The sequence below is a fragment of the Xanthomonas sp. BRIP62415 genome (assembly GCF_003993515.1).
Lineage (GTDB): Bacteria > Pseudomonadota > Gammaproteobacteria > Xanthomonadales > Xanthomonadaceae > Xanthomonas > Xanthomonas euroxanthea.
Genome location: NZ_QEZH01000023.1, coordinates 138,691 through 152,277, shown reverse-complemented (window position 1 = coordinate 152,277; position 13,587 = coordinate 138,691). Strand labels below are relative to the sequence as shown.

Sequence of the window (13,587 nt, the reverse complement as noted above, 5' to 3'; positions counted from 1 at the left end):
AGTCCCTCGCAAGAGCCCGCACATCCATGTGCGGACTTTTTAGGAAGATCTTTCAATGAAAATTTTTCCGCTTCATCTGATCCCGAACGACACCAGGATCGACTTCATGCGCCTGCGCAAGCCGGTGCTGATCCTGATGCTGGTGATCGCGGTGGCCTCGGTCGGCGTCATCGTCGGCAAGGGCTTCAACTACGCGCTGGAATTCACCGGTGGCACGCTGGTGCAGACCTCGTTCCAGAAAACCGTGGACGTGGACCAGGTGCGCGAGCAGCTGGCCAAGGCCGGCTTCGAGAACGCCCAGGTGCAGAACGCACGTGGCGGCAACGAAGTGATGATCCGCCTGCAGGCGCGCGAGCAGCACAACAACCGCGACGATGCCGCCAGCAGCGTGGCCGAAGAAGTGCGCAAGGCCGTCAGCACCGAGCAGAACCCCGCCACCGTGCAGCCGGGCGAATTCGTCGGCCCGCAGGTCGGCAAGGACCTTGCCTTGAACGGCGTGTACGCCACGGTGTTCATGCTGGTGGGCTTTCTGATCTACATCGCCTTCCGCTTCGAGTGGAAGTTCGCGGTGGTCGCCAGCCTGACCGCCTTGTTCGACCTGCTGGTCACGGTGGCCTTCGTGTCGCTGACCGGCCGCGAGTTCGACCTGACCGTGCTGGCCGGCCTGTTGTCGGTGATGGGCTTTGCCATCAACGACATCATCGTGGTGTTCGACCGCGTGCGCGAGAATTTCCGCGCGCTGCGGGTGGAGCCGCTGGAAGTGCTGAACCGCTCGATCAACCAGACGCTGTCGCGCACGGTGATCACCGCGGTGATGTTCTTCCTGTCGGCGCTGGCGCTGTACATCTACGGCGGCGAGTCGATGGAAGGCCTGGCCGAAACGCACATGATCGGCGCGGTGATCGTGGTGATCTCCTCGGTGATCGTGGCAGTGCCGATGCTGAGCATCGGGCCGTTTGCGGTGACCAAGCAGGATCTGCTGCCCAAGGCCAAGGACGTGGAGGCGCTGGCGCGTCGTCCTTGATCGGTTGGCAAAAGGTGTGACGAAAAGACCGCGCATTGCGCGGTTTTTTCGTTTCTGGCGGTGGGCGTCGTGACTGCAAGGTTGTGCAGTGTGACGCCACGACTCAAGATCGTGAAAACTAGGAATTTCGTCGGGCACGTGATGCTCATCGATACGCAGTGCGTGCAGTAGAGAAACAACAGCGCCGCCAAACGCCTGATTCTGTGTGCCCGCAGTCACCTGCGCATCGGTCGCCAAGCGGGTGAGGAACGCCTCGACCTCCGCCTGGCCCATCTGCGCCGGATGGCGCTTGCCGCTGGTCAGGATGAAGCGCGGTATCCGGCTCGGATAAGCCTGCTCGCTGCGCAGGCTGTAGTGCCGAATCCGCAGGCGGTCGCGCAGCCGATTGAGTAGCCAGAGCGGTGGAAGTGCTGTTACGCGAATGTTTTTGGGGTGTATCTCATACGCCTGCCTCCTTGCTGGATAACACCGCAAGCATCCGCATGGTCGCGGCCGCTTGCCATCGTGTGATCCCGTGACCCGGCTAGGATTCCCCAATTCACAAAGCGCCAGCGATCGAAGATACTCAGCGCAACACCGCATTTCGGCGGTCCAAATAGTAGTTAGGCCTCAAGGGTGGCGACATGAGTGACGAAGAAGAGCTAATCATCACACCAGTCCCGGCATTAGTAGCTGTTCTCCTTCGCCTGGAGCAGGAAAAGGGCTCCGCACTCACAAAAGCTGAGGTGATTGAGGCACGTGATAACTCGACCTGCATCGCTCTTCCTAAATCAGCTTATGAGGCAATGGTCAAAGCACGCGGCTACGACGACATAGACGCGGATCTAGCGTGGGAAGAATGGCTTTGTATCAGGGACTCACTTCACTTGTCGGATGAGGCCTAACAGTTCGTTCAAGCCGACCGCTGCTTCGCAGCGTCGGCTTAACTCTGGCGTTAGGCGGTGGTGGAGCAGATCAATCGATGAGTCCGGCTTCGGTCAGTCCGCAGGCATGCACACCGTCGGCTCCGGGCAGCAGTCATCACGGTTTCTGGTAGCGGTAGGTTCGGCGCTTTGCCCTGGCGCGTCATTCCCGCGCTGCGCCCGTTGCATTTGGCTTCGGGGACATCACGCGCCGGGGCACCGCTGGTCAAGCTCCATCCCGCAAGCTGTGGCACATTCGGCCCAGGCGGCAGTGCTGGGGAGCAGGGTTGCACCATCCAACCTTCGCGGCCACTCACTGCCTAACAACTCATTCAAGCCGAAGTTGCTTCGCAACTCGGCTTAATTCAAGCGTTAGGGCTCACTCATGCAAGCCGAGGTCATCGCGTCCATCATCGCTGCTACAACCGCCTTGGTCGCGGTGGTGGCTTCTCCATTTCTTGCTGCTCGTACGAGCAAGAACCAGATGATCGGGCCAATGCGCCAAGCTTGGATAAACGATCTGCGCGATACCCTGAGCAACTACAGCGCCCACTTAAGCATCAATAGGTGGTACGGCGCACCATCAGCACAGGACCCCGAGCCGGACAAAGAGCGCAAAGAGCTGGAGGATCTCGCTCGGGTCAAAGAAGCAATTCGTCTCAGAGAAAAGCTCTTCCTATTGCTCAATCCGCGAGAAGACCTACATATGGCTCTCGCCGGCCTCATCCAATCTGCATTTGATGCTTACATGGCGATCGATGATACGAGCGCAATTTTGGTCACACTCCGCAAGAACGCCCAAGTTGTCCTTAAGACAGAGTGGGACGTCGTGCGCGGGTGAGCCCTAACAATTCATTCAAGCCGCTGCCGCTTCGCGGCTCGGCTTAATTCAGGCGTTAGGCATCTGGAAGCCCCCCATGCGAGTCTTCGCATCCTGCATTTCATGCCAGCAAGAACTCGGATATCCCAGTTTCGAGCCAATCTTTGCGCCCTACTACGAGGACAGGCTAGCGCCCATCAGATGCTCGCGTGGGCACGATTCCATGCTGATGCTTCAGAGCCTCAAGTTTGAGGTGTTGCTTGAGTCTGGTGCTGCCGCGCTGGCGGCAGGTTTCACGCTGGAAGCAGCCGCGAGCTTCTCTGCAGCTCTAGAGCGATTCTTTGAGTTCTGCACGCGGACGATGCTTATCCATCAAGGGCTGCCAGCATCAGACATAGAAGCGGTATTTTCAGAGATGTCTCGCCAGTCCGAACGTCAGCTGGGTGCCTTTCTCACGATGCATCGCCTTGTCCTTGGCACAGCCTACGCGCCGAGCAAGAAGATAGTTGAGTTTCGCAATGCCGTGATTCACAAAGGCCAGATTCCTACGCCCACCGAAGTAGACGACTTCTGTACCAAGGTCTACGCAGAGGTACTACGCACTACAAAAGCGCTAAAGGATCGCTGCGGCGCCGCAATTCAATCTGTTGTTTCAGAAGACATGAGAGCGCGGACGTCTAAGCTTCCGCCTGGCACGAAGGTAGCCACGATGGCTGGTGGCTCCTTCTTCTCGCTAGTCTCAGATACTCATCCACCCGACTTCAAGTCTGCGTTTGAAGCCCACAAGAAGTGGGCTGAGCTCCTTGCGCAGGCGCTACCGCACATGGAGCTACTCAACAAGTCGCTCCCGCCGCGCCCCGCAGATGCCTAACCCCTCCATCGAGAGGACCCGCCCCAGCAAGCCGGAGCGAGCTTCTCATGTCAAACGTTAGGCGTGTGGCTTCTTCTTCGGCATGGCGCCGCCGCTTGCACTAACCAATCCGCCAGCTGACACTTGGCAGGTCACCTCATCGGACGGTCAACGTGGCAAGCTCTGCATCGGACGCAGCACAAGACAATCAGCCTGCTGGCTCGCAAGCCCTGCCGGCTATCTTCGTTGGGCCGTCTCGGCCTAACCAGTCAATCAAGCCGACATGCCTGCGGCACGCGGCTTATTTCCAGCGTTAGCCAGCACATGACAGACGACTCTTCCAGTCCTTCCGAAATCAAGAACAAAGCAATCGACTACGTAGCAGCTGGCGCAAAGTCGATTCTTGGCGCAGTCCCATTTGCTGGATCGCTGCTGGTTGAACTAGCCGGCACAGTCATTCCTAATCAAAGAATTGAAAGAATCTCAAAATTTGCCGCCGCGTTGGATAGGCGAATCAACCAGTTGGAAGAGAATTTTATTCATCGTCGTTTCTCTGACGAAAAATTTGCAGAACTCACAGAAGAAGCAATGCGACAGGCGGCACGCTCGACAAGCGATGAGCGAAGAGAGTACCTAGCCTCTCTAGTTGCACACAGCCTTACGGAAGAGGAAGAAAGCCAAAACGACTCTCGTCATCTTCTTCGAATTCTCGGTGAGATTAACGACGTTGAAATAATCTGGCTTCGTTCATTCATTGGGTCATATATCGGCGCTCCAGATGATTTCTGGAAGACCCACGAATCAGTCTTGCAGCCGGCTAGGGCCTACATCGGCGCACCCCAAGTCGAACAAGACCGGCACACTCTCCAAGAGAGCTACAAATCACACCTGGAAAGCCTTGGATTGCTTCAACGAAATCTTAGGCTAGATCGCAATAAGCAGCCCGAGATCGACGCATTCACTAAAAATTTCGCGTACCACTCGCCCAGCACAACTCCACTTGGGAGAATGCTTTTGAACGTCATTGGCTTGGGTCCAAATGAAGAGAGTGCTGGCTAACAATTCGTTCAAGCCGATGCCGCTTCGCGGCACGGCTTAACTCAGGCGTTAGGCAGCAAGGAGAGATCATCGTGACTCAGACAGTGACCCCCGTCCTTCGGGTAACCAGCGCTTCCGCCAGTTTCCCGTTCTACGTTCAGGGCCTTGGATTCACTGTCGATTGGGAGCATCGGCACGAGCCAGATTTTCCGGTCTTTGCACAGCTTACTCGCGGGGACCAATCGATTTTCCTAACAGAGCACGCAGACGACTGTCAGGTCGGTGGCGCCGTCTACTTTGCTGTTCCAGATGTAGACGAGTGCCATCAGACGTTCCAAGCAGCGGGACTTGTTCAATCTGGCTCGCCGCGCAACACCGCATGGAAAACTCGCGAAATCTTAGTAGCTGATCCAGACGGCAACAGGCTCACCTTCTTCACTGAGCTCACCACCTAACAACGCATTCAAGCCGACGCCGCTTCACGGCACGGCTTAATTCAGGCGTTAGGCAGTGGTGGGTCATTACAGCTTCGGCGTCCGCCGTCGCGTGACCTTGCGTGTCCAGCGACTGGCTTGCGCGCGACAGGGCGGCCGACAAAGCCTCATCGAGTGTGGGCGCGCTCCTGCGCGGTTCATCGAACTCCGTCGGCTACAGGCAAATGCCCAGGCCAACCGAGTCGACGCAATGCGTTGCACTGCAGTGAGATGCAACGCACCCGCCACTCACTTCAGACAGTGGTGCCCGCCAAGCATGCGCGCAACGCGCGCAGCCTCTATGAGTCACAGATTCCAGTCGATCCGCATGCCGGCGATCAACGCGTTCTTCAGATCGTTGGTGCGGGTGGGTTCGTTGAACTGGTCGGGGTTGATCACGTAGTGCAGGTTCGGGGCGATGCGCAGGCGCTTGGTGACCTGGATGCCGTAGCTGAGCTCCATCATGATCTGGTTGTCGGCCGGGGTGCCGGTGCCGCCGGCAGAGGCGCGGGCCAGGCGCAGGTTTTCGATGGCCTCGTCGCTGTATTTCTGCTGGGTGATGACAAAGGCGATGTTGTCCTGCGGGCGGCTGGCGAAGGTGCCTTTCTGCACCAGGCCCAGTTGCACGAAGTGGTCCTCGATCGCCTGGCCGCCGGTGCTCTTGAGGATGGCGCCGAACACGGTCAGGCCGCGGGCGCCGGACGGATCCGGGTTGGTGACCTGTTGTTCGAAGCGGGCGAACATGCCCGAGCGGCCCTGCTTGTTCTCGTAGCCCAGGCCGCTGAGCACGGCCGGGTTGCCGTTGCGGTCGCGCAGCGGGTCGGTGTAGTCGGAGTTGTCCTGCCAGCCGCCGAGTTCGTACATCGCGGCCATGCTGCCGTCGCCGCCCTTGTTCTTGTAGCCGACCGCGTACGGCACCACCACGCCGGTGGTGTCGTCGGTGCTCCACTTCAGGCCGTGCTGGCCATCCTGGGCCTGCACCGGGTTCACCTCGTAGGCGCCCACATGCACGTAGACCTTGGGCGTGACCCAGGCGGTGGCATGCGCGGCCCAGCTGGAGACCGGCCAGTAGGTGAAGTTGCTGGTGCGGAACACGAAGGTGGGGTTGCCGCAGGCGGAGTTGCCCTGGAAGTACTGGCACAGGTCCGAGCCGAGGAAGTGGATGTTGGCCACGCTGCGGCCGGCTTCCAGTTCCAGGCGGTCGTCGAACAGTTTCTGCAGCAGGGTGAAGTTGGCCAGGCGCGTGCCCTGGCCGCCGTAGATTTCCTGCACCGAGGTGCTGTTGCCGATGCTGCTATTGGCCAGGTTGGTGCCGTGGCGGTTGGTGACGTACAGCTTGACCGTGGCGCCGCCCCAGCCGAACAGGCGGTCCATGTCGACGTCGGTGCCCACCATCAGCTGGCCGGCATAGGCGTCGCCGTTCTTGCGGCCGCCATCGATCATCGACGCCGCTTCGCCGGTGTAACCCAGCTTGAGCTTGAAGGCATCGGCGGCATCCTGCGCGTGGGCGAGCGGGGTCAGCGCCAGTGCCAGCGACAGGCACAGCAGGCGGGGACGGGCATGGCGGGGGGCGAGGACGGTCATGGCAGGACTCCGAACGAAGGAAGGCGTGGCCGAGGTGGCGAACGCGACAGCTAGGGGATGGGCAAGCCGCCGGCCGCGCACGAAGGTGCGCAGCGCAGCGGTGAAACCAGTCAGGGATGGAGTGGGGCGGCGATCAGGCGTGGCGCATGCGCGGACGGCAAGCGGCAATGGCGAGGTGGCCGACCGTCAGGCGACCACGTCGGCCACCGGCTTCTTGAGCAGGCGCAGCGCCACCGCGGTGACCACCACGCCGACCACCAGGGCCAGCACGTAATTGAGCAGGTGGGTCACCGCGTTGGGGATCAGCAGCACGAAGATGCCGCCATGCGGTGCCTTCAACTCGGCACCGGCGGTCATCGAGATCGCGCCGGCCACGGCCGAGCCGATCACCAGCGCCGGGATGGTGCGCAGCGGGTCGCGCGCGGCATACGGGATGGCGCCTTCGGTGACGAAGGCCAGCCCGAGCACGCCGGCGGCGGTGGCCGAGCCGCGCTCCTCCACGGTGAAACGGTTGCGGAACACCCAGGTGGCCAGCGCGATGCCCAGCGGAGGGGTCATGCCGGCGACCATGGCGGCGGCCATCGGGGTATAGACCTGGCTGGCGATCAGACCAGTCGAAAAAGCGTAGGCGGCCTTGTTGACCGGCCCGCCCATGTCGAAGGCCATCATCCCGCCGAGCAACAGGCCCAGCAGCAGCGCGCTGCTGCCCTGCATGCCGCGCAGCCAGGCGGTGAGCCAGGCCAGCAGGTCGGCCACCGGTTGGCCGAACACGTACATCATCGCCAGGCCGACCAGCAGCGTGCCCAGCACCGGCAGGATCAGCACCGGCTTGAGTCCTTCCAGGTTGCGCGGCAGGCGGATGTAGCGGTTGAGCGCGGCCACGCCGTAGCCGGCGATGAAGCCCGCGATGATGCCGCCGAGGAAGCCGGCATTGAGGTTGGCCGCGACCAGGCCGCCGATCATGCCCGGCGCGATGCCCGGGCGGTCGGCGATGGAGTAGGCGATATAGCCGGCCAGCGCGGGCACCATCAGGGTGAAGCCGGCCTTGGCGCCGATCTGGAACAGCGACCAAGCCAGCGTGCCCTGGTGCGCATCGTCGCCGGCATAGATGCCGCCGAGCGCGAATGCCAAGGCGATCAGCAGGCCGCCGGCGGTGACGAAGGGCAGCATGAACGACACGCCGGTCATCAGGTGCTTGTAGGCGCCGGTGCGGCCGTTGCCCGTGTTTTCAGCCCTGGCGGCGCCTGCGACCGGCGCCGCGCCGCCGTGCACGCCGGCTTCGGCCAGCGCTTTCTGGATCAAGGCCGGGCCATCGTTGATCGCCGGCTTGGTGCCGCTCTTGAACAGGCGCTTGCCGCCGAAGCGGGCCAGGTCGACCTCGCGATCGGCGGCGATCAGCACCAGGTCGGCATTGCGGATTTCATCGTCGGTCAGTGCGTCCTGCGCGCCCACCGAGCCCTGTGTTTCCACGCGGATCTGGTAGCCGAGCTTCTTGGCTGCCTGCTGCAGGCCCTCGGCGGCCATGAAGGTGTGCGCGATGCCGGTGGGGCAGGAGGTGATCGCGACGATGCGCTTGCTGCCGGCGCCTGCGCTTGCTGCGGCAGCCGATGCATTCGCGGCGGCCGGTGCGGCGAGCTGGTGCACTGCGGCGGTCGGGTCGTCGAGTACCGCGCCCAGGCTCAGGCGCAGCAGCTGCGCATCGCCGAAGCGGGCGGTGTCGGCATCGGCGTCGCCGATCACCAGCACCTGGGTGGCGCCGCTGGCCAGGTCGCCCGGCAATGCGCCGAGCACACCCTGGTCGCTGCGGATCTCGATCGTCACGCTGCGCCCGGCGGCGGTGGCCGCGCGGCGCAGCGCTTCGGCCGCCAGGACGGCTTCGGTGCTGCGGTCGCCAGCGGCGATGACCACGATGGAAGAGGACATGCAAATCTCCTGCGTTGTTCGGTCGCCGGCGAGCGCCGGCGGGATACGTGGTGTCTTGCGCAAGACCCGGGCGCATTGCGGTGGTGTTCCCACCGGGCGCGCCGCCGGCCTTGCTAGGAGAGCTGGTCGATGACGACCTCGCCGGTGAGCTTGCGTACCTGCTGCGGGTTCAGCCGGCGCGCATCGCCGCTTTCCAGCCGGCTGACCGAGAACGCCGTCGCCAGACGGGCGCACTGTTCCAGATCGGTGGAGTCGTCGAGCAGCGCGGCGGCCAGGCCGGCCACCATCGCGTCACCGGCGCCCACGCTGCTGCCCTGCGCCAGGCGCGGCGGACGCGCGATCAGGCGCTGGTCGCGCTGCACGAACAGGGCGCCCTCGGTGCCCATCGAAATGACCACCAGCTGGATGCCGCGGGCGATCAGTTCGTGCGCGGCGGCGCTGAGGGCGGCGCGGTCGGCCAGCGGGCGGCCGGTCCAGGCTTCCAGTTCGTGCCGGTTCGGCTTGACTGCGTAGGGCAGCGCCTGGCGTGCGGCGCCGAGCGCGGCCACCAGCGGCGCGCCACTGGTGTCCAGCAGCACGCGCGCACCGGCGGCGCCGGCCTGGGCCTGGAGCTGCGCCCAGCTGTCGTCCGGCAGGCCGGCCGGCAGGCTGCCCGACAGCACCACCGGCAGGCCGGGCCGCAGCAGCGGGGCGAGGTGGTCGGCCACGCCCTGCAGATGCGGCTGGCCCAGGCGCAGGCCGGGCAGGTTGATGTCGGTGGTGTCGTTGCTGCGCGCCTCGACCAGCTTGAGGTTGGTACGGGTCTCGCCGGCCACGCGCTGGCAGTGATCGGTGATGCCGCGCTCGCGGAACAGCGCCTCGAACACGCCGGCATTGCCGACCCCGAGCACGCCGAGTGCGGCGACCTGGCTGCCCCAGTCGGCCAGGCACGCGGCCACGTTGATGCCCTTGCCGCCGGCATCGTTGCGCACGCTGCTGGCGCGATGCACCGCGCCCGGTTGCAGGCTGTCGAGCTGGATGGTCTGGTCAATCGCCGGGTTCAGCGTGACGGTGATGGCGTGCAGGTTCATGCCTGGCCCTCGCGCTGCGCTTCCAGTGCGCGCACCTGCTCTGCGGTTTCGCAGTTCAATGCCTGCTCGGCCAGCTGCTGCAGCGCGCTCAATGCGGTGCCGCGCAGGCGGGCCTTGACCGCCGGGATGTCGTTGGGCGTCATCGACAACTCCTGCACGCCCAGGCCGGCCAGCAGGCTGGCGCCGAACGGATCGCCGGCCAGGCCGCCGCACACGCCGACCCAGCGGTCGTGTTTGCGCGCACCTTCGATGGTGCTGCGGATCATGCGCAGCACCGCCGGGTGCAGGCTGTCGGCTTCGGCGGCCAGCTCCGGGTTCTGGCGGTCGATCGCCAGCACGTACTGGGTCAGGTCGTTGGTGCCGATCGAGAAGAAGTCCGCATGCCGCGCCAGCACGTCGGCCTGCGCGGCGGCGGCGGGCACTTCGATCATGATGCCGATCGGCACCTCGGGCGCGTCGAGTTCGGCACGGAGGCGCGCACAGATCGCGCGCAGGCTGATCAGCTCCGGCACCGAGGTGATCATCGGGAACATGATCGACAGCCGTGCCCCGTCCTTGGCGGCGCGGTACAGCGCCCGCAGCTGTGGTTCGAGCAGGTCCGGGCGGCGCAGCAGCAGGCGCGCGCCGCGCACGCCCAGGAACGGGTTTTCCTCGTGCGGCAGCTCCAGATGCGCCACCTGCTTGTCGCCGCCGATGTCCAGCGCACGCACGATCAGCGGGCGGCCATCCAGCGCCTGCGCCATCGCCAGGTAGGTCTGGTACTGCTCGTCTTCGCTGGGCGTGGTGCCGCTTTCCAGGAACAGGAATTCGGTGCGCATCAGGCCGACGCCTTCGGCGCCCTGGGTCAGCGCCATCGCGACTTGGTCGGGCAGGTTGACGTTGGCACCGATGTCGATGTGGTGGCCGTCGGTGGTTTCGGCGGGCAATGCGCGCTGCGCGGCCTCGCGCTCGCGGATGGCCTGTTGCTCGGCGATATGCGTGCGCGCCGCATCCAGGTCGAGTGCGGACGGGTTGATGTACAGCCGCCCGCTGCTGCCGTCGATGATGGCGGTGACGCCGTCTTCGATATCCAGCAACTGGCCGCCGGCCGCGACCAGCGCCGGCAGGCCCAGCGTGCGCGACAGGATCGCGGTATGCGAGGTCGGCCCGCCTTGCGCGGTGGCCAGGCCGAGCACGCGTGCGGTGTCCAGATTGGCGGTGTCCGACGGCGACAGATCGCCGGCGAGCAGGATGCAAGGCTGCTCCGGCAGGTCGGTCAGGCCGGCGCCGGCGGCGGCCGGGTCGAGCTGGGCCAGCACGCGGCGGCCGACATCGCGCAGGTCGGCCGCGCGGCCGGCCAGCACCGGGTTGCCCAGCGCGGCCAGGCCCGAGGCGATCTGTTCCACCGCCTGATGCCACGACCACGCCACGCCGTGGCCTTCGACCATCAGCTGGCAGGTGCGGGTGATCAGGTCGGTGTCGTTGAGCAGCTCGGCCTGGGCCTTGAAGATCGCCGCGTCCGAGGCGCCGAGCCGGCGCTGGGTGTCGTCCTGGATCGCCGCCAGCTGCTGGCGGGTGCGGGTCAGCGCGTCGTGCAGCAGCGCGCCGCCATCGCCCAGGCCGACCGGTTGATCGGCCACTTCGGTCTGCGCCGCACGCAGCCGGTGCACGATGCCGATCGCCACGCCCGGGCTGGCGCCGATGCCGACGATGGCCGGCTGTGCCTGCGGCGGCGTCCAGCCGACCACCGGGGCGGCGCGGCGTTGCGCGGCGCGTTCGGCATCGGCCTTTTCCTGCGCGGTCAGGCTGTCCATCACCGCGCGCAGGCGCTTGAGCAGCGCGGCGGCATCGGGGCCTTCGGCCGAGACGGTGATGCTGTCGCCGGCACGCAGGCCGAGCTGCAGCAGCCCGACCAGGCTCTTGGCATCGGCGGCCTGGTCGCCGGCGCGTACCTGGGCGCGCGCCGAGAAGCCGCGTGCGGTCTCGGCCCAGCGGGTGGCCGGGCGCGCGTGCAGGCCGCTGGGGTAGGCGATGGTCCAGTCAAATTTTTCGGCCAGGTCGGTGGCCGGTGCGGCGCTGGTGTCGGGCGCACGGTCGCCGGTCAGGGCGGCCACGATCACGCCGGGGTCGTCGGTGGTGAACAGTGCTTCCAGCTGGGCCGGGTCCTGGATCAGGCGGGTCAGCCGGCGCAGCAAGGTGATGTGGGTATCGGACTGGGCGGCGATGCCGACCACCAGCCGGGTGGTCTGGCCCGGGTTCCACTCCACGCCCTCGGGCAACTGCAGCACCGCGATGCCGTCGCGGCGCACCAGGTGGCGGTCTTCGCCAACGCCGTGCGGGATCGCCAGGCCATGGCCCAGGAAGGTGTTCGCCAGGCCTTCGCGGCGTCGCATGCTGGCGTCGTAGCCCGGCGCCACGCAGCCGGCGGCGACCAGCAACTGGGCAGCCTGTGCGATGGCATCGTCCTTGTCGCGGGCATGCGCACGCAGACGCACGAGTTCGGGGGTGACGGGGGCGGCTGGCGACGGAGAGGACAAGACGGACTCCGGGATGGGAACGGGCTGGGCAGTATAGTGGGAACGTTCCCACGTTACAGGTCAATGTGCGCTGCACAAAAACGGCGTAGTGCTTTCGGGTTAGCATCGGATCAGGCACCGCACCTGGCTGCAGGTGCGCAAATGGAGCGGGAACGGTCCCAGTGAGTATCAGCATCAACGACGTGGCCCGCGTGGCCGGGGTTTCCAAATCGACGGTCTCGCGCGCGCTAGGCACCGGTCCGGTCAGCGAGGAGGTACGGGCCAAGGTCGAGGCGGCGGTGCGCCAGACCGGCTATCGGCCCAATCTGATGGCGCGACGCCTGCGCTCCCAGCAGTCCGGCATCCTGGGGGTGATCGTCGCCGACATCCGCAACCCGTACTTCACCGCGCTGATCCGCGCGGTGGAGGAGGTGGCCTACCGTGCCGGCATGCGCGTGACCCTGTGTAACACCGACGAAGACCCCGAGCGCGAGGCGCTGTACCTGCAATTGATGCAGGAAGAACGCATCACCGGGCTGATCTTCGCGCCAACCCGCAGCACGGTCGGGCGCATGCACGAGCTGGTGCTGGACTACCCGACCGTGCTGGTGGACCGTGCCAGCCCCGGCAGCCGCTACGACAGTGTGGTGCTGGACAACGCTGCGGCCATGGGCGAGCTGGTTGCGCACCTGCAGGCGCAGGGGTATCGGCGCATCGGCGGGCTGTTCGGCACCAGTACCACCGCCACCGAGCGCCGCAACGGCTATCTGGCCGCGATGCGCGCGCCGGGGCTGACGCCGGCCTACCGCGAAGTGGCGCCCACCGCCGAAGCGGCGATCGCCGAAGTCGGCCAATGGCTGGCCGGTGCAGACCGGCCCGAGGCCATTGTCACCAGTAACAGCCTGCTGTTGATGGGCGCGCTCAAGGCCGCCCGCACCGCGGGTCTGCGCCTGCCCGACGACCTGGCCCTGGCCGGCTTCGACAACGAGCGCTGGACCGACCTGGTCGAGCCCGGCATTACCGTGGTCGAGCAGCCGGTCGAGGACATGGGCCGCGCAGCGATGTCGCTGCTGCTGGAACGCCTGGGCAACCCGCAGCTGCCGATCCGCCGCATGGTGATGACCGGCCGCTGCGTGGTGCGCGGCTCCACCGGCCCCCGCACCCCACCGTAGGAGCGCACCCGGGCGCGACTGGCGTTACCGGTAGAGCCATCGCGCCCAGGGGCGCTCCTACAAGTGCCTGGCGAGTGTTGCGGATCGCGTAGTGCAGGTCTTGCCCGAGCACGTATGTCACCAATCCCCGTCACCCGTAGGAGCGCACCCGGGCGCGACGGGCATGACCGGTAACGCCCGTCGCGCCCGGGTGCGCTCCTACGAGGCATCACGGTTGCGCAACCCAAAAAAAAGCC

At 65.3% G+C, this 13,587-nt stretch carries 11 protein-coding genes and 1 pseudogene; 7 read left to right on the top strand and 5 right to left on the bottom strand.

All coding sequences use genetic code 11. The annotated features are described in order from the left end of the window. The first annotated feature begins 55 nt into the window (after nt 1–55). Complete coding sequence (secF, locus tag EO141_RS08320) at nt 56–1,024, top strand: protein translocase subunit SecF (protein ID WP_127168949.1); 969 nt, start codon at nt 56–58, stop codon at nt 1,022–1,024. 246 nt (nt 1,025–1,270) lie between these two features. Here the strand turns inward: secF and EO141_RS21690 are convergent. Further along, nucleotides 1,271–1,498: pseudogene (locus tag EO141_RS21690) on the bottom strand (phage integrase N-terminal SAM-like domain-containing protein); the annotation flags it as partial. Between the two features lie 149 nt (nt 1,499–1,647). On the opposite strand from EO141_RS21690, the gene EO141_RS08310 reads away from it, so the two are divergent. The 5 genes from EO141_RS08310 (at nt 1,648) to EO141_RS08280 (ending at nt 5,089) form a co-directional block, all read left to right on the top strand. After that, complete coding sequence (locus EO141_RS08310; RefSeq protein ID WP_104647933.1) at nt 1,648–1,908, top strand: hypothetical protein; 261 nt, start codon at nt 1,648–1,650, stop codon at nt 1,906–1,908. A 403-nt stretch (nt 1,909–2,311) separates the two neighbouring features. Then, nucleotides 2,312–2,767: a hypothetical protein gene (locus tag EO141_RS08295; protein ID WP_119131387.1), complete on the top strand. Its 456-nt coding sequence runs from the start codon at nt 2,312–2,314 to the stop codon at nt 2,765–2,767. A 208-nt stretch (nt 2,768–2,975) separates the two neighbouring features. After that, entirely contained in the window at nt 2,976–3,617 is a 642-nt protein-coding gene (locus EO141_RS08290) for a hypothetical protein (RefSeq protein ID WP_127168948.1), read from the top strand. A 303-nt stretch (nt 3,618–3,920) separates the two neighbouring features. Next, complete coding sequence (locus EO141_RS08285) at nt 3,921–4,655, top strand: hypothetical protein (RefSeq protein WP_127168947.1); 735 nt, start codon at nt 3,921–3,923, stop codon at nt 4,653–4,655. A 68-nt stretch (nt 4,656–4,723) separates the two neighbouring features. Continuing rightward, nucleotides 4,724–5,089, top strand: a complete 366-nt coding sequence (locus tag EO141_RS08280) for a VOC family protein (RefSeq protein WP_256359918.1) — start codon at nt 4,724–4,726, stop codon at nt 5,087–5,089. A 324-nt stretch (nt 5,090–5,413) separates the two neighbouring features. Here EO141_RS08280 and EO141_RS08275 read toward each other — a convergent pair whose 3' ends face one another. The 4 genes from EO141_RS08275 to ptsP all read right to left on the bottom strand — a co-directional run bounded on the left by EO141_RS08275 (nt 5,414) and on the right by ptsP (nt 12,200). Continuing rightward, on the bottom strand, nt 5,414–6,691 hold the full coding sequence (locus EO141_RS08275; RefSeq protein ID WP_016904598.1) for a carbohydrate porin: 1,278 nt from the start codon (nt 6,689–6,691) through the stop codon (nt 5,414–5,416). 186 nt (nt 6,692–6,877) lie between these two features. After that, nucleotides 6,878–8,614, bottom strand: coding sequence for a fructose-specific PTS transporter subunit EIIC (locus EO141_RS08270; RefSeq protein WP_127168946.1), 1,737 nt, complete (start codon nt 8,612–8,614; stop codon nt 6,878–6,880). Nucleotides 8,615–8,727: 113 nt separating this feature from the next. Beyond that, on the bottom strand, nt 8,728–9,684 hold the full coding sequence (pfkB, locus tag EO141_RS08265) for a 1-phosphofructokinase (RefSeq protein ID WP_127168945.1): 957 nt from the start codon (nt 9,682–9,684) through the stop codon (nt 8,728–8,730). Further along, complete coding sequence (gene ptsP / locus EO141_RS08260; RefSeq protein WP_127168944.1) at nt 9,681–12,200, bottom strand: phosphoenolpyruvate--protein phosphotransferase; 2,520 nt, start codon at nt 12,198–12,200, stop codon at nt 9,681–9,683. Before ptsP ends, pfkB begins: the two co-directional genes overlap by 4 nt. A gap of 161 nt (nt 12,201–12,361) precedes the next feature. Between ptsP and EO141_RS08255 the strand changes: the two genes are divergently transcribed. Beyond that, entirely contained in the window at nt 12,362–13,351 is a 990-nt protein-coding gene (locus EO141_RS08255) for a LacI family DNA-binding transcriptional regulator (RefSeq protein ID WP_127168943.1), read from the top strand. Nucleotides 13,352–13,587 lie beyond the last annotated feature (236 nt).

What these genes read in the sequence shown, in the direction of transcription:
- secF (WP_127168949.1), top strand. Translation starts at nt 56, where the DNA reads ATGAAAATTTTTCCGCTTCATCTGATCCCGAACGACACCAGGATCGAC.
- EO141_RS08290 (WP_127168948.1), top strand. Translation starts at nt 2,976, where the DNA reads ATGCTTCAGAGCCTCAAGTTTGAGGTGTTGCTTGAGTCTGGTGCTGCC.
- EO141_RS08285 (WP_127168947.1), top strand. Translation starts at nt 3,921, where the DNA reads ATGACAGACGACTCTTCCAGTCCTTCCGAAATCAAGAACAAAGCAATC.
- EO141_RS08275 (WP_016904598.1), bottom strand. Translation starts at nt 6,691, where the DNA reads ATGACCGTCCTCGCCCCCCGCCATGCCCGTCCCCGCCTGCTGTGCCTG.
- EO141_RS08295 (WP_119131387.1), top strand. Translation starts at nt 2,312, where the DNA reads ATGCAAGCCGAGGTCATCGCGTCCATCATCGCTGCTACAACCGCCTTG.
- pfkB (WP_127168945.1), bottom strand. Translation starts at nt 9,684, where the DNA reads ATGAACCTGCACGCCATCACCGTCACGCTGAACCCGGCGATTGACCAG.
- EO141_RS08310 (WP_104647933.1), top strand. Translation starts at nt 1,648, where the DNA reads ATGAGTGACGAAGAAGAGCTAATCATCACACCAGTCCCGGCATTAGTA.
- EO141_RS08270 (WP_127168946.1), bottom strand. Translation starts at nt 8,614, where the DNA reads ATGTCCTCTTCCATCGTGGTCATCGCCGCTGGCGACCGCAGCACCGAA.